Origin of the sequence: Nocardia sp. NPDC057668, assembly GCF_042799795.1 — a bacterium.
In the GTDB taxonomy this organism is placed as follows: Bacteria; Actinomycetota; Actinomycetes; order Mycobacteriales; family Mycobacteriaceae; genus Nocardia.
The window spans coordinates 114,361-129,159 of record NZ_JBHVIC010000007.1; the positions used below are offsets into that span (position 1 = coordinate 114,361).

Here is a 14,799-nt window from a genome sequence, read left to right on the forward strand (position 1 = left end):
CCTTGTCCGGTTCGATCCGGCTCGGCTCCGCCGCGCTCGGGAGCGCCTGCGGCGGGGTCTGCTCCGGCTTGTGGAACTGTTCGCGCCGCCCCAGCCGCTGCAAGCGCAGCCACTCCATGAGCCCCTGCGGATCCTTCTGCTGCACGAGGAAGAACCAGCCGAACCGGGCCAGCTCCTGCGGTAGCAGCTTGCGCATCCCGGGCTGCGCCATGAGGTAACCGCGATTGCGATAGGTGAAGTAGCGCTTGACCGGATCATCCGGGTACTGGGTGTGCATGCGCCCGCCCAGGATCGGCTTGAACTCCTCCGAGCCGTTGGGGTGCAGGTACGCGGTCTGCAGACAGGTGCCGAACGGCAGGCCCGAGCGCACCAGGCGGCGATGCACCTCGACCTCGTCGCCGCGCACGAACAGCCGCAGATCGGGCACGCCGATGACGTCCACGGCCTGCGCCGAGACCAGCGCGCCGTTGAAGAGTGAGGCGATGCCCGGCAGGAAGTCCTCGTCGCCGAGCTCGGAGCGCAGCCGCCGCCACACCACACCGCGGCGCAGCGGGAAGGCCAGCCGATCGGGATCGTCGATGTCGGCGACCACCGGCGAGACCTCGACCAGTCCGTGCCGCTCGGCGCAGTCGAACAGCGTGGCCAGCACCTCGGGCCCCTCGGGCCGGCCGTCGTCGTCGGCCAGCCACACCCAGTCCGCGCCCATGGTGAGCGCGTGCAGCATGCCCAGCGCGAAACCGCCGGCGCCGCCGAGGTTGTGCTCCGATCCCAGGTAGGTCGATTCGATCGCCTGGCCGCGCACCAGCTCGCCGACCTCGGGCTCGTTGCCGTTGTCGATGACGATCAGGTGGTCGATGGGCCGGGTCTGGGTGGAGAGCACCTTCAGCGATTCGGCCAGCAGTTCACGGCGTTTATGGGTGACGACGATGGCGACGATGCGCGCGTCGTCACCGAAGTTGGGGGTCATCTGCTGCTCGGTCATGCGGGATTCCGTTCGGGTTCACGTTCCAGATCCCGCAGCACCTGGGCCACGTGATCGCCCGCCTCCGGGCCTTCGTACGCGCGCACCACTTCCTCGATGCCGCCATGCATGCGTACCTGACCGTGATCGATCCACATAGCCGAATCGCAGAGCTGCGCCAGGAATTCATTGGAATGGCTGGCGAAGACCAGAATGCCGGAGCGGGACACCAGCTCCTGCAGGCGAACTCGCGCCTTCTTCATGAATTCCGCGTCGACCGCGCCGATGCCCTCGTCCAGCAGCAGGATTTCGGGATCGATGGAGGTGACCACGCCCATGGCCAAGCGTACGCGCATGCCGGTGGAGTAGGTCCGCAGCGGCATGGCCAAATACTCGCCCAATTCGGTGAATTCGGCGATCTCGTCGATTTTGGCAAGCATCTGCTTACGCGTCTGCCCGAGGAACAGACCGCGAATAATGATGTTGTCGTAGCCCGAGACCTCGGGGTCCATGCCGACGCCGAGATCGAAGACCGGCGCGACGCGGCCGCGAATGCGCGCGCTGCCCCGGGACGGCTCGTAGATGCCCGAAAGCAGCCGCAGCAGTGTCGATTTGCCCGCGCCATTGTGGCCGACGAGACCGACCCGATCGCCTTCCTTCAGCGAAAGGTTGATCTCGCGCAGCGCCTCCACGACGACCACGTCGGACTGATTGCGTCCGATGGCGCCACCGGCCTTGCCCAGGAACGCCTTTTTCAGCGACCGGGATTTGGCGTCGAAGATCGGGAACTCCACCCACGCGTTCTGGGTCTCGATACTCACATGGTCGGTCATTGAGCCTTCACACCCAGTAGGGGACGCGGGAACGGTACTGCTTCATGGCAAGTATGGCGACGATCCAGCCGATCACGGTGATCGCCAGGACCACCAGCCAGCTGCGCAGCACGATCGGATCGCCCAGCAGCGGCGCGCGCACGATCTCCAGGTAATGGTAGGTCGGGATCAACTCGGCGAGTTTGGCGCGATCGCTGGCGGTGCCCGTCAGCGCGGTGGTCTTCCACATGACCGGGGTGAGCACGAAGAGCATCAGCGTGGTGCTGCTCAGGATCGGGGCGAGGTCGCGGTAGCGGGTGCTGAAGATGCCGAAGGCGATGGTCACCCACAGCGCGTTGAGGAACAGCAGCAGGAGTCCGGGGATCGCGAGCAGGACCGTCCAGTCCAGATCGCGCCAGATGCTGAACGCGGCCAGCATGACCACGTAGATGATCAGGTTGTGCGCGAAGAACAGGAACTGGCGCCACACCATGCGATAGACGTGCACGCTCAGCGCCGAGGGCAGCTGTTTGATCAGCCCCTCGTTGGCGATGAACACGTCCGAGCCCTCGAGGATGCTGGCCGAGATCACGTTCCAGACGATCAGCCCGACCGTGACGTAGGGCAGATACGAGGTCAGCGACTGCCCGAACAGGGTGGCGTACAGCACACCCATGGCCGCCGCCTGCAGACCCGTCGCGATGGTGATCCAGAACGGGCCGAGCACCGAGCGGCGATAACGCTGCTTGATGTCCTGCCACCCCAGCGCCAACCACAACTCGCGCTGGGAGAAACCGTCACGAAAGTCCTTGAACGCGCGACCGAAGGACTGGGAATCGGACTTCAGCACCACCGGATCATTGTCCGGTTGTACCTCGGTCGTTGCCGAGTCGGGGGGAGCAGCAGCAGGCACAGCACCCGACCCTATCGCAGTGCCTTTTGCCTCCGCTCCGCTCCGGCGGGGTTCGCGGCCCTGAAGTCTCGTTCTTCCCTCCCTCCGCTCCTCCGCTTCGCTCCCCCGCTCCACTCGGTCCAGAACGAGACGGCCGCGAACCTTGTTGCGGGGGTAGCTCAGAGTTGGGGTTGTTCAGAGGTATTGCCCGCCACCGGTGGCGGGGCCGGCGTGGCCCTGGGGATCGATCGTGCTCGCGCCGGAGGGGAGTGCGTGGCGCATCTGTTCCAGTTGGGCGCGGGCCGCCATCTGCTGGGCGAACAGGGCCGTCTGGATGCCGTGGAACAGGCCTTCGAGCCAGCCGACCAACTGGGCCTGGGCAATCCGGAGTTCGGCGTCCGAGGGGATGACGTCGTCGCTGAAGGGCAGCGCGAGGCGTTCGAGTTCTTCGCGGAGTTCGGGGGCCAGGCCCTGTTCGAGTTCGCGAATGGACGTCTTGTGGATTTCGCGCAGACGGGTGCGGCTGGCGTCGTCCAGCGGCGCGTGCCGGACCTCTTCGAGCAGCTGTTTGATCATGGTGCCGATGCGCATGACCTTCGCGGGCTGCTCCACCATATCGGCGAGCGATTCTTCCTTTTCGCCTGATTCGCCGGGGTTTTCGTCACCGACGACCTGGCCGGTGAACTCCACCGATTCACCGCCGCGCCCGGCGTTCGCCGGAACGATCAGCGGCTTACCCTCGGGGCCGATCACGACAATGGATTCCGGCGCCCCATCCGATTCCGTCATGCCCCTATCATGTCGCAACGCAGTCGCCTTTGCTTCATGCCCTGGTGAGTGCATCAAACACCCCACACCGTTACCGTGGCGTGCCCGTTCCCTTTAGAGTGACCAGCATGACTTACGACGTCGCACGGGTGCGGGGCCTCATACCGTCCCTGGGCGACGGCTGGATCCACCTCGACCCGCAAGCGGGCATGCTGGTTCCGGATTCGGTATCCCGCGCGGTATCAACGGGATTCCGGACCTCCGCCTTCTCGCATACCAACCGGACCGGCGCGGCCAAGCGCAGCGCCGCCATCCTGGAAGCCGCCCGCGAGGCCGTCGCGGATCTGGTCGGCGGCGACCCGGCGGGCGTCGTGCTCGGCCCGGATCGCGCGGTACTGCTGGCCTGGCTCGCGGAATCGCTGAGCTCCCGGCTGGGTCTTGGCACCGGAATCGTGCTGTCGCGCCTGGATGACGAGGCCAATGTCGCGCCCTGGTTGCGCATCGCCAATCGCTATGGCGCACATGTGCGCTGGGCCGAGGTGGAGATCGAGACCTGCGAGATGCCGGCCTGGCAGTTCGAGGAGCTCATCGGCCCCACCGCGCGTCTGGTCGCGCTGACCGCCGCGTCCCCGATCGTGGGCTCCGCGCCCTCGGTGCGGGTGGCGGCCGACCGCGTGCACGAGGTCGGCGGGCTGCTGGTTGCCGACTGCTTCGGCGCCGCGCCGTACGCGCTCATCGACATCGACGAACTCAACGCCGACGTGATCGCGCTGAGCGCGCCCGCGTGGGGCGGCCCGCAGATCGGCGCGCTGGTCTTCCGCGATCCCGCGTTCCTGGACCGCATCCCGTCGATGTCGCTCAACCCGTACGCCAAGGGCGCCGAGCGGCTCGAGGTCGGCGGTCACCAGTACGCGCTGCTGGCGGGCCTGACCACCTCCATCGACTACCTGGCCGGCCTCGACGAGCGCGCCACCGGCACCCGGCGCGAGCGCCTGGAGATGTCGATCATCTCGCTGCAGGACTACCACGATCAGCTCTTCGAACACCTCATGACGGTGCTCGACCAGGTGCCGAACCTGACCGTGATCGGCCGCGCGTCCACCCGCATCCCGACCGTCAGCTTCACCCTGGCGGGCATGCAGGCCGAGAAGGTGTCGGCCAAGCTCGCCGACGCCCGCATCGGCACGCTGAGCGGCTCGCACGGCGGCAGCCGGCTGCTGGACGCGCTCGGGGTGAACGACGAGGGCGGTGCGGTCACGATCGGTCTCGCGCCCTACACGACCCGTTTCGAGATCGATCAGCTCGGCCGCGCCCTCGCCGCACTGGATTAGTAGTTACCCGATCCGCAGTACGACCTTGCCTACGGTGTCGGGCGAGTCGAGCAGCCGATGTGCCTGTGCCACTTCGGTGATGGGCAGCTCCGCGGAGATGATCGGGGCGACCGCGCCCTCGGCGACGAGCGGCCACAGGTGCTCGCGTAGCTCGATCATGATCTCGGCCTTGCCGCCGGGCCCGGCGGCCGGGCGGCGGCGCAGATTGGTGGCGTGGATGGTGCCGCGTTTGCCGAGCAGCGCCGCGAGATCCAATTCCGCTTTCACCCCGCCCTGCATGCCGATCACCACCAGTTGCCCGTCCTCGGCCAGCGCCCGCACATTGCGATCCAGATAGGCCGCGCCCATATTGTCGAGAATGATGTCGGCGCCGGGCTTTTCGGCCGCCAGCACGTCCACGAAATCCTGTTCGCGGTAATTGATGAGGATGTCCGCGCCCAATTCCCGGCAGCGCGCCAGCTTGCGATCGGACCCGGCGGTCACCGCCACCCGCGCGCCCAGCGCCCGCGCCACCTGGATGGCGTGGGTGCCGATCCCGCTGCCGCCGCCGTGAACCAGCAGCAATTGCCCGCGGTGCAGGCCCGCGGTCATGACCAGGTTGGACCAGACGGTAGCCGCCACCTCCGGAAGCGCCGCCGCCGCAACCACATCCAGACCCGCGGGGATCGGCAGCACCTGCGTCGCGGGCACCAGGACCCGTTCGGCGTAGCCGCCGCCGGACAGCAGCGCGCACACCCGATCGCCCACCCGCGGCTCGGTGACCCCCGGCCCGGTCGCCGCGACCGTGCCCGAGCACTCGAGTCCGAGGATCGGGCTCGCCCCCGGCGGCGGCGGATACAGCCCGCGCCGCTGCAGCAGGTCGGCGCGATTCACCCCGGCGGCCGCGACCTCGACAATCACCTCCCCGGGCCCCGGTGCGGGCAGGTCCTCGACCTGCGTCCAGGCCATGACCTCGGGATCGCCGAATCCGTCGAGAGCTACCGCATACATGAAAACGAGCCTACGACGGCGTCCGGGCGATTACTGTCAGGCCGTCCTCGGCGAGCGCACAGCATCCTGTCAGCTTCGTGGTACACGGTGGAGTCGAACACGATGCCGGACGCGCTGGTGCGGCGCCGTGGGAATCAATGCCCCTGAAAGGAGAATCCATGATCGGCTTTCTGACCGCTCTGGGTGCCATGACCCTGTTGGCCGCGATGGCCATTTCCGGTTTCATCGCCGCCGACCAGCCGCGTGCGCTGGTTCGAGTGCGCGCGAATGATCGCGATCCGCGCCGCGGCCGATAGCCGGAACCTTTCCGGAAGTTACGCTCCGGGAAAGAATTTCCGACAGTCCGCGCGCGCGGGCGGCACCCGCTAGCGTGTGCGCGATGAGCGGTTTCGTCGACTTCCAGAACGAGATATATCTCGCCGGACTCGCGGGCGTGTTGCCCGCGCTACCGCTGACGGCGGTGGGTCTGGAGCGCCGCGCGCGGGAGGTCCTGGATCCGGCGGCCTTCGCCTACGTGGCGGGCAGCGCGTCGGCCGAGCGCACCGCCGCCGCCAATGTCGCGGCCTTCGAGAAATACCGGCTCATGCCCCGGGTCCTGCGTGGCGCGAGCGCGCCGGGCGCACGGGATCTCTCGGTCGAGGTGCTCGGCACCACGCTGGCCGCGCCCGTTCTCACCGCGCCCATCGGCGTGCTGGGGCTGCTGCACGACCGCGGCGAGGCCGTGGTCGCCGAGGTGACCCGCGAACTCGGCATCGGCATGGTGCTCTCCACCGCCGCCTCCACCACGATCGAACAAGCCGGCGCGGCCGCGGGGGAGTGGTGGTACCAGCTGTACTGGCCCAACGACCCCGAGCTGGCCCGCTCGTTCGTCGAGCGCGGCGAAAAGGCCGGGGCCAAAGCGATTGTCGTCACCGTCGACACCCCCGCGCTGGGGTGGCGGCCCCGCGATCTGGAACTCGGGCACCTGCCGTTCCTGCACGGGCAGGGCATCGCCAACTACCTCGCCGATCCGGTCTTCCGCGCCAAACTCCCCGCGCCGCCGGAGGAGAGCGAGGAGGCGATGCGCACGGCGATCCTCACCTGGGTCGGCCTGTTCGGCAATCACGGCCTGCGGCCCGCCGACATCTCCCGGTTGCGCGAATGGACCTCGCTGCCCATCGCGGTCAAGGGCGTGGTGCACCCCGACGACGCCCGCCAGTGCGTGGACGCGGGCGCGGACGCGGTGATCGTGAGCAATCACGGCGGCCGCCAGGTGGACGGCGCCGTCGCGGCGCTGGACGCGCTGCCCACCATCGTGGCCACCGTCGGCGACCGCGCCGAGGTGCTCTTCGACTCCGGGGTGCGCGGCGGCTCCGATGTCATGATCGCGCTCTCGCTCGGCGCGCGGGCCGTGCTCTACGGCAGGCCCTGGGCGTACGGGCTCGGCATCGCGGGCCGCGACGGCGTACGGCACGCGCTGCGCGCACTGCTGGCGGACTTCGATTCGGCCATGGGCCTCTCGGGCTGCACCACCCCGGCGGAACTGAACCGCACCATGATCAGTCGTGCCTGAAAGGGTTACGGGCGTGCTGTTTTCGCTGCTCGGGCGGGCTCGGAACGTTCGCTTGGCTAGACTGTTCGCGTGATTGTCGAACCCGGGGGCCGCGTCGCGGCCGAACCGAGGTGGCTCACCCCGGAACAGCAGCGCGCGTGGCGGGCGTACATGGACGGCAGTCAGCGTTTGATGGCCGAACTCAACCGCCAGCTCCAGCGCGACAGCGCGCTGTCCCTGGCCGACTACCGGATTCTGGTGAAGCTCTCCGAGGCGCCCGGCCGGGCGCTGCGCATGAGCGATCTCGCCGACGGCGTGCTCTCCTCGCGCAGTCGCCTCACCCATCAGATCCGGCGGCTCGAGGCGCAGCGCATGGTCCTGCGCACCGCCTGCGCGGACGACGGCCGCGGGGTACTGGCCCAGCTCACCGACGAGGGGCTGCGCCGCCTGCGCGCCGCCGCGCCCGGCCACGTGGCCGCGGTCCGGCACTACTTCATCGACATGCTCACCCCGCAGCAGCTCGCCGCCGTCGCCGCCGCGCTGGAGGTGGTCGATATCGCCACCGATCAGCCGGCGGACCGACCGGCGCGCACCCGGCCCGCGGCCGCCCCGGAAAACGGGAGCGCGCGACCCGCGGCGGGGCACTGTTAGGATCGAGCCCCTGGAAGCGTGGCAGAGCGGCCGAATGCACTCGCCTTGAAAGCGAGCGTTGTGAAAGCAACCGGGGGTTCAAATCCCTCCGCTTCCGCTGCCCGATCCGCGATCACGAACCCTCGCGTGCCGAGTCGCGGATCGTTCGGTTACGGCCGAGAATCGAGACCTACGGCGGCACATCGCTTTTCGAGCGGGGTGTCGCCGTAGGCGTCATCGGGTTCGGAAGTATCGAGGTGTCTTGTGCGTAGCTGGGTCGGTATGGGTCTCGCGGTGGCGGCGCTGCACGTGCTCGGGTGGGGCACCCTGTTGCTGTTCGTGGTCCCCGGGCACTATCAGGTGCAGGGCGCGGTATTCGGGGTCGGGCTCGGCGTCACCGCCTACACCCTGGGCATGCGGCACGCGTTCGACGCCGATCACATCGCGGCCATCGACAACACCACGCGCAAACTCGTCGCCGAACACGGGCGCGAACGCACCCACACCGTCGGATTCTGGTTCGCCCTGGGACATTCCAGCATCGTCTTCCTGATGGTCGGGTTGCTGGCCCTGGGCGTGCGCGCGCTGATCGGACCGCTCGAGGACGAGAACTCGTCCCTGCAAACCTGGACCGGGCTGTGGGGCACCAGCGTGTCCGGGCTCTTCCTGATCGCCATCGGCCTGCTGAATCTGGCGGCGCTGCTGGGAATCTGGAAGGTCTTCCGGCGCATGCGCGCGGGCGAACTCGACGAGGAGCGCCTGGAACGCGCCCTCGACAATCGCGGCCTGCTCAATCGCGTGCTGGGCCCGGTGGTCCGTCTGGTGCGCAAGCCCTGGCAGATGTACCCGGTGGGCCTGCTGTTCGGCCTGGGCTTCGACACCGTGACCGAGGTGGGCCTGCTGGTCATCGCCGGCGGCGCGGCGGCGACCGGATTGCCGTGGTACTCGATTCTCGTACTGCCCGTGCTCTTTTCGGCCGGAATGACGCTTTTCGACGCACTGGACGGTTCGTTCATGAGCTACGCCTACGACTGGGCCTTCGCCCGCCCGGTGCGCAAGATCTACTACAACCTGGTGATCACCGGCCTGTCCGTGGCGGTGGCGCTGCTCATCGGCGTACAGGAGATCATCTCCATTTTCGTCGAACGCCTCGACATCACTTCGGGTTTCGTCGGCTGGATCGGAAATCTCGATCTCGGCGACCTCGGATTCGTCATCGTCGGCCTGTTCGCGGGCACCTGGGCGGTGGCAATAGCGGTGTGGCGCTTCACCGATGTGGAGACTCGCTGGGAGCGGGACCTCGCCGCCGAGTGAGATTTTCTGGCAGGATGGCCGGGTGGACAGCCGCCGTCATGTACGGCGTCGCCTCGTCGGCGCCCTTGCCAGCGCCGCACTTCTCGCCGGTGCGGCGGTACTCACCTCTCCGCTCTCGCTCGCGGAACCACCGCCCGTGGGCGGTTCCGGATCCAACGACGAACCCCCACCCGGACTCGACCCGTCCCACCCCACCCGCGCCGCCATCCGCCGCGTGGAGAACATCGGTGACAGGCTGGTCCAGGTCTCGGTGTCCTCACCGGCCATGGCCCGCACGGTCGACGTCCAGGTGCTGCTACCCGCCGAGCGCACCGGCCCCCGCCCGACCGTCTACATGCTCGACGGCCGCGCCGCCGCCCCCGACGCCAACAACTGGGCACAGCAGGGCGGCGCGGTGGATTTCTTCGCCGACAAGAACGTCAACGTGGTCTTCACCCTCGGCGGGCCCGCCAGCTACTACACGGACTGGCAGCAGGCCGATGCCAAACTCGGCACCAACCGCTGGGAGACCTTCCTCACCCGCGAGCTGCCGCCGCTGCTGGACGCCCGCTTCGCCGGCAACGGCGTGAACGCGCTCACCGGCGTCTCCATGGGCGCCGAGGCGGCCATGATGCTCGCGGTGCGCCACCCGGACCTGTACCGGGCGGTGGCGGCGCACAGCGGCTGCTACGCAATGAGTTCGGACTTCGGCCAGGCGCAGGCGCGCGCGGTGATCGGCACCTTCGGCGGCGATCCGGACAATATGTTCGGGCCCGCGGAGGATCCGGCCTGGGCGGCGCACGACGTGCTGAACCAGGCCGACCGCCTGCGCGGCAAGGCCATCTACCTGTCCTCCGGCAGCGGGCTGCCCGGCCAGTACGACACACCCGCCAATCCGGACATGCGCAGCGCCATCATGTTCGGCGGGCCGATCGAGGCCGGTTCGGACATGTGCACCCAGCAGCTCGCCGAGCGCCTCGGGCAGCTGGGCATCCCGGCGACGGTCAACCGGCGGCTGACCGGAACCCATTCGTGGCCGTACTGGGCCGAGGAACTGCCCCGATCGTGGCCGACGCTGGCGGCCGGCCTGGGGATCGGCTGACCCCGGACCCGGGGATCGGCCGGTGCGGGTCCGGACCGCCGCATGCCGCCGCGGGCGCGGCGGCGAGGGCGTCCGCGGGGACCCTCAGCCCGCGAACCGCGCCGCGACGGCCGGATCGGTGGCGAAGGCCAGGAACAGATCGTTCTCGTGCGGATCGCCCGCGGTGACCCGCACGCCGTCGGCGCCGTAGGGCCGCACCAGCACGCCCGCCGCCGCGCTCGCCTCGCCGAAGGCCACGCTCTGCTCGCCGAGCGGCAGCCAGACGAAGTTCGCCTCGCTGGCGGGGACCCGGTAGCCCGCCGCCAGCAGCGCGTCCCGAATGCGATCACGCTCGGCCACAACGGCATCGGTGCGTTCGAGGAGTTCGTGCTTGGCCTCCAGGGAGGCGATGGCGGCGGCCTGCGCCAGCCGGTTCACGCTGAAGGGGATGTGCACCTTCATGAGCGCGGTGATGACCGCCGGATCGCCGACCGCGTAACCCACGCGCAGCCCGGCCAGGCCGTACGCCTTCGAAAACGTGCGCAGCACCAGCACATTCGGCCGGGTCCGGCCCAATTCGACGCCGTTGGGCTGATCCGGCAGCCGCAGGTACTCGTAGTACGCCTCGTCCAGCACCACCAGCACGTTCGCGGGCACCAGATCCAGGAAGCGCGCCAGTTCCGCCTGGCCCAGCGCGGTACCGGTGGGGTTGTTCGGGTTGCAGACGAACACCACGCGGGTGTTCGGGGTCACCGCCGCCGCCAGGGCGTCCAGGTCGTGGGTGAACTCGCTGTCCAGCGGCACCTGCACGGCCTTGGCCCCGGCCACCCGGGTCACGATCGGGTACGCCTCGAACGAGCGCCAGGCGAACAGCACTTCGTCTTCGGGTGCGAGGCAGGTGATCTGCACCAGTTCCTGGCAGATGGCCACACTCCCGCAACCGGCCGCGACGTTCTCCACCCCGACGCCGTGGAATTCCGCGATGGCCGTGCGCAATTCGACGGCCTGATTATCGGGATACCGGTTCACCACTTCGGCGGCCTCGGCGATGGCCTTGGCGACCGAGGGCAGCGGCGGGAAAGTGGTCTCGTTGCTGGCCAGCTTCACCGCCCCCGGATTGCTGCGGCCGGCGACGTACGCCGGAATGGCTTCGAGGTCCGGACGGATGTGCGCGCTCACCCCTCCACCCTATGTTGCGGGGTCCGGGCGATATCCGGGTGGTGTTCGCAGCGGTCCCGAACGCCGCCGCGCGGCCTGCCCCGGGGCGCGCCGGCAGCATTGCGGCAACGCCGCTGAAATGTTGCCGCACTATCGGCCGTAGCGGAATTCCGCCGGATCCCAGCACCTCTCAAAAGATTTATCGCGAATTTATCTAGCGCAACTACGCTGGCTCCATGGCGGGCATTTACCGAGATCTAGCGCCCGTGCACGACGCGACCGGAGTACCCCTCACCGTGATCGAACCCGATGGTTACGCGCGCGGTGGCATCGTCGTCCTGCACGAATCACGCGAATTCACCGACCCATTGCTGGAACTCATGCGGTCGCTGGCCGACGACGGGTGGACCGTCATCGCGCCGGACCTGTTCCATCGGGAGGAACCGCGGGCGGCAGATCCGGTGGACTCGCCGGTGATCAACGGAGCGCATCCGGATCAGGTCTTCGGCGCAGACCTGTTCGCCGATTTCGACGCCTGCTTCGAATGGCTGACCGGTCGCGGGGTCTTCCAGGACTGCGTCGGGGTCATCGGCTTCGACTCGGCCGGAACCGCCGCCGCCCTGGTGGCCACCAATCGCCGGCTCGGCGCCGCGGTCAGCATCGCCGCCCCCGGGATCGACGCCCCGCTCACCCCGCAGGCCGTGGCCCTGGAAGCGGCCGCGCCCGGCCTCAAGGCGCCCTGGCTCGCGCTCTTCGGCGCCGACGATCCGCGCACCCCGCCCGAACAGGTCGACCGCCTGCGCGACTCGGCCGCCCGCGCGGACGTGGCCACCCTGGTCGTCACCTACCCGGGTCTGGCGCACCGTCCCGACCATCCCGGTTTCGACCCCGCCGCCCGCGAGGACGACAGCGTGCTCGACGCACAGGCCAGAATCTTCGATTGGTTCGACAGTCACCTGCGTTGACCAGCCGTTTTGCCTATTGGTCAACCCCTGTGTAATCTTTCGTCCCGGCGGTTCGAAAGGACCGGCGCCCTCGTAAGAGAAGGCTCCAGGAGGCGTGCCAGAGCGGCCGAATGGGACTCACTGCTAATGAGTTGTCCCTTCACGGGGACCGGAGGTTCAAATCCTCTCGCCTCCGCCAAGCCCGGTTCGCCGGGCTGCTAGACCAACTGAATAACCATGCGCCCGTAGCTCAACGGATAGAGCATCTGACTACGGATCAGAAGGTTAGGGGTTCGAATCCCTTCGGGCGCACAGTAAGCGGTCCCGCACCAGCAGGTGCGGGACCGCTTTCGTTGTGTCCGGGAGTCTCGATCGCCTCGATCGCGTTGCGGCGCAATCACCTTCGCGCCGGCGACGCGAGTGTGGCGTTACTCACTTCCAGGCGGTCAGGGGCGGCAGGTCGCCGGTGAGGTCCGTGCCGGGGGAGCGGCCGATCAGCCAGGCGGCCAGGGCCGCGGCGGGGCCGGTGATCTCGGTCTCGGGCTCGCCCACGACGCCGGTGTAGCCGGTGTCGGTGGCCCGCACGGTGAATCCGGGGCCGCCGGCGGCCGCCCGGTCCGCCACGGTGACCGGCAAAAGGCGGTCCACGAAGGCCGAGGGCCAATCAGCCGGGGTGTAGCCACTATTGAGGTCCACGTGGTGAATCTCGACCTCCAGCAGGCGCATCCAGGGCACTCGGGTCGCGGGCACCTCGCCGCCCGCGCGATTGCGGACCGGGGTGGGCCAGCGGTCGGCGGGCATGACGCGAGCCAGGGACAGCCAGCGTTCGGAGGCGGCGGCCAGATCCTCGAGTTGCTCGCGCAGCGGGCGCGGCGCACCCGCCTCGATATCGGCCTCGCGCAGGAACGCGCTTGCGTACTGCGGGGTTTCGATGCCGGTGCGCGCCCACAGCAGCAGATTCACCAGGCTGTCCGCGTTGCGCGACAGATGGGCCAGCACATGCCCGCGGGTCCAGCCCGGGAGCAGGGAGGGATCCACCAGATCCGCGTCCTGCAGGTGTTCGGCGGTGTGGAGCAGGCGGGCCGTCGCGGCCGCGACGGTGTCGAGCCGGTCGGGTATCCCGGTGAGTTCCGGTGCTTCGCTGGTCACCAGCCGACCCTAACGGGAGCCGGCGAATCTCGTTCGGCCACAGCGATTTGCGCCGCGAGCGCGAGCAACCACAGCGACATCGCGCCGACCTGGATGCGCTGGGCGATCCCGAGGCCGTAGTCGCCGGGCAGGTTGTCCGCGATCAGCATCCACGCGGTCACCGCCGAGCCCAGGATCAGGATCCAGAGCCCGGTGTGCCGCAGTACCGGCCACTTTCGGTACTTGAACGCGCCCACGGTGAAGGCCACCATCGCGATGAAGATGGCGAACACCGACACGCTGCTGGTGAGCGCGTGCACCTGGTGCAGCTGCGGGAACAGGCCGCCGTCCGGCCGCGGCGAGTTCGGGTCGGCCGGCTTCAGCGACCACTGCGCGTCCGCGATGGTGGCCAGGCCGAAGCACAGCAGGGCGATCCAGCCGATGGTGAAGTAGCGCCGGCGCGGGGTGAACAGGATCAGCCCGCCCAGGCCCGCCAGGGCCAGCAGCACCCCGGTCACGGTGTCGCCGGTGGTGAAGACCCAGTTGTAGGGCGCGCCCTCCTCGGCGAGCTGGCTCAGGAAGGTGTCGGTGGGGTCGGCGTCGATCGGGAGCACGAACTCCAGGACCCAGGAGGAGTACGTGATGCCCGCCAGGGCGATGCACGCGACCACGCACCACTGCAGGACGCGGCGGATGCGGGAGGCGGCGGGGGCCGCGGAGTCGGTTTGCGCCTGGAGTCGCTCGGTGGGCGTCATCGCCGGATCTCGCTTTCGGTGGGCGTCACTCCTGTCCGGACCGGTCGGTCTGTCCGCTGATAGCTCCATTGTTGCCCACCGGTCCGGAACGGCCACCGGGCGCGCTGGTCACAATCCGCATGACCAGGTCGGCGGCGGCCGCGGCGGGCTCGTGCTCCCAGATCCGCACCACCGTCCAGCCCGCCGCCGCGAGCCGGGCGTCGGTATCGCGGTCGCGGGCCACGTTCCCCGCCAGCTTCTCGGCCCACCACTCGGCGTTGTTCTTGGGAAAGGTGGCGTGCTCGGGGCAGCTGTGCCAGAAACAGCCGTCCACGTACACCGCGACCCGGCGGCGCGGGAACACGAGATCCGCCCGCCGGCGCAGCTTCGGCAACGGCGCGCGATCCACGAAATACCGGGCGCCGCGCCGGTGCAGCTCCCGCCGCAGGGCCACCTCGGGTTTGGTCCCGGCCCGCTTCTGCTTGGCCATGCGCGCACTGGTCGCGGCATCGGTCCCCGGTCGCGCGCTCACCGCGCCGGGTCGCT

General features: G+C 69.0%; 15 protein-coding genes, 3 tRNA genes and 1 pseudogene. 10 read left to right on the top strand and 9 right to left on the bottom strand.

Features of this window, described 5'->3' with window-relative positions:
- Positions 1-64: 64 nt before the first annotated feature.
- The 4 genes and pseudogenes from ACFVBH_RS33835 to ACFVBH_RS33850 form a co-directional block, all read right to left on the bottom strand.
- Positions 65-982: pseudogene (locus ACFVBH_RS33835) on the bottom strand (glycosyltransferase); the annotation flags it as partial.
- The gene (locus ACFVBH_RS33840) at positions 979-1,794 is read right to left on the bottom strand and encodes an ABC transporter ATP-binding protein (protein ID WP_354991835.1); all 816 of its coding nucleotides are present in this window, start codon (positions 1,792-1,794) and stop codon (positions 979-981) included. The gene ACFVBH_RS33840 and the pseudogene ACFVBH_RS33835, both read right to left, overlap by 4 nt.
- Positions 1,795-1,801: 7 nt before the next feature.
- Positions 1,802-2,620, bottom strand: a complete 819-nt coding sequence (locus ACFVBH_RS33845) for an ABC transporter permease (RefSeq protein ID WP_354991836.1) — start codon at positions 2,618-2,620, stop codon at positions 1,802-1,804.
- Between the two features lie 240 nt (positions 2,621-2,860).
- Positions 2,861-3,454, bottom strand: coding sequence for a bacterial proteasome activator family protein (locus ACFVBH_RS33850; RefSeq protein WP_354991869.1), 594 nt, complete (start codon positions 3,452-3,454; stop codon positions 2,861-2,863).
- A gap of 107 nt (positions 3,455-3,561) precedes the next feature.
- On the opposite strand from ACFVBH_RS33850, the gene ACFVBH_RS33855 reads away from it, so the two are divergent.
- Positions 3,562-4,764: a cysteine desulfurase-like protein gene (locus ACFVBH_RS33855; protein WP_354991870.1), complete on the top strand. Its 1,203-nt coding sequence runs from the start codon at positions 3,562-3,564 to the stop codon at positions 4,762-4,764.
- Between the two features lie 3 nt (positions 4,765-4,767).
- Here ACFVBH_RS33855 and ACFVBH_RS33860 read toward each other — a convergent pair whose 3' ends face one another.
- Positions 4,768-5,754 carry an NAD(P)H-quinone oxidoreductase gene (locus ACFVBH_RS33860; protein ID WP_379008042.1) on the bottom strand — a complete coding sequence of 329 codons (987 nt, stop codon included), beginning with the start codon at positions 5,752-5,754 and terminating at the stop codon, positions 4,768-4,770.
- Between the two features lie 158 nt (positions 5,755-5,912).
- On the opposite strand from ACFVBH_RS33860, the gene ACFVBH_RS33865 reads away from it, so the two are divergent.
- From ACFVBH_RS33865 to ACFVBH_RS33890, 6 genes are all read left to right on the top strand, one after another.
- Positions 5,913-6,050 carry a hypothetical protein gene (locus ACFVBH_RS33865; RefSeq protein ID WP_379008043.1) on the top strand — a complete coding sequence of 46 codons (138 nt, stop codon included), beginning with the start codon at positions 5,913-5,915 and terminating at the stop codon, positions 6,048-6,050.
- Between the two features lie 83 nt (positions 6,051-6,133).
- A complete protein-coding gene (locus ACFVBH_RS33870; protein ID WP_379008045.1) occupies positions 6,134-7,306 on the top strand; it encodes an alpha-hydroxy-acid oxidizing protein in 1,173 nt (390 codons plus the stop codon).
- A gap of 150 nt (positions 7,307-7,456) precedes the next feature.
- Positions 7,457-7,936, top strand: a complete 480-nt coding sequence (locus tag ACFVBH_RS33875; protein WP_379008722.1) for a MarR family winged helix-turn-helix transcriptional regulator — start codon at positions 7,457-7,459, stop codon at positions 7,934-7,936.
- 12 nt (positions 7,937-7,948) lie between these two features.
- Positions 7,949-8,033, top strand: a tRNA-Ser gene (locus ACFVBH_RS33880).
- Positions 8,034-8,197: 164 nt separating this feature from the next.
- A complete protein-coding gene (locus ACFVBH_RS33885) occupies positions 8,198-9,229 on the top strand; it encodes a HoxN/HupN/NixA family nickel/cobalt transporter (RefSeq protein ID WP_379008725.1) in 1,032 nt (343 codons plus the stop codon).
- A 22-nt stretch (positions 9,230-9,251) separates the two neighbouring features.
- Complete coding sequence (locus ACFVBH_RS33890; RefSeq protein ID WP_354990648.1) at positions 9,252-10,310, top strand: alpha/beta hydrolase family protein; 1,059 nt, start codon at positions 9,252-9,254, stop codon at positions 10,308-10,310.
- 84 nt (positions 10,311-10,394) lie between these two features.
- Here the strand turns inward: ACFVBH_RS33890 and hisC are convergent, their stop codons facing one another.
- Positions 10,395-11,468 (bottom strand): histidinol-phosphate transaminase, encoded by a 1,074-nt coding sequence (gene hisC / locus ACFVBH_RS33895; protein WP_354990647.1) that lies wholly within the window; start codon positions 11,466-11,468, stop codon positions 10,395-10,397.
- Positions 11,469-11,683: 215 nt separating this feature from the next.
- On the opposite strand from hisC, the gene ACFVBH_RS33900 reads away from it, so the two are divergent.
- The 3 genes from ACFVBH_RS33900 to ACFVBH_RS33910 all read left to right on the top strand — a co-directional run bounded on the left by ACFVBH_RS33900 (position 11,684) and on the right by ACFVBH_RS33910 (position 12,703).
- Positions 11,684-12,412, top strand: coding sequence for a dienelactone hydrolase family protein (locus ACFVBH_RS33900; RefSeq protein ID WP_354990646.1), 729 nt, complete (start codon positions 11,684-11,686; stop codon positions 12,410-12,412).
- Positions 12,413-12,500: 88 nt separating this feature from the next.
- Positions 12,501-12,590 (top strand) — tRNA-Ser (locus tag ACFVBH_RS33905).
- A gap of 40 nt (positions 12,591-12,630) precedes the next feature.
- Positions 12,631-12,703 (top strand) — tRNA-Arg (locus tag ACFVBH_RS33910).
- 120 nt (positions 12,704-12,823) lie between these two features.
- Here the strand turns inward: ACFVBH_RS33910 and ACFVBH_RS33915 are convergent.
- From ACFVBH_RS33915 to ACFVBH_RS33925, 3 genes are read right to left on the bottom strand one after another with little or no spacing between them, the layout of a single operon-like run.
- The gene (locus tag ACFVBH_RS33915; protein ID WP_379008049.1) at positions 12,824-13,540 is read right to left on the bottom strand and encodes a maleylpyruvate isomerase family mycothiol-dependent enzyme; all 717 of its coding nucleotides are present in this window, start codon (positions 13,538-13,540) and stop codon (positions 12,824-12,826) included.
- Positions 13,537-14,274: a DUF998 domain-containing protein gene (locus ACFVBH_RS33920; protein WP_379008051.1), complete on the bottom strand. Its 738-nt coding sequence runs from the start codon at positions 14,272-14,274 to the stop codon at positions 13,537-13,539. The genes ACFVBH_RS33915 and ACFVBH_RS33920 overlap by 4 nt, the downstream gene beginning before the upstream one ends.
- A 25-nt stretch (positions 14,275-14,299) precedes the next feature.
- A complete protein-coding gene (locus tag ACFVBH_RS33925) occupies positions 14,300-14,785 on the bottom strand; it encodes a very short patch repair endonuclease (RefSeq protein ID WP_379008053.1) in 486 nt (161 codons plus the stop codon).
- Positions 14,786-14,799 lie beyond the last annotated feature (14 nt).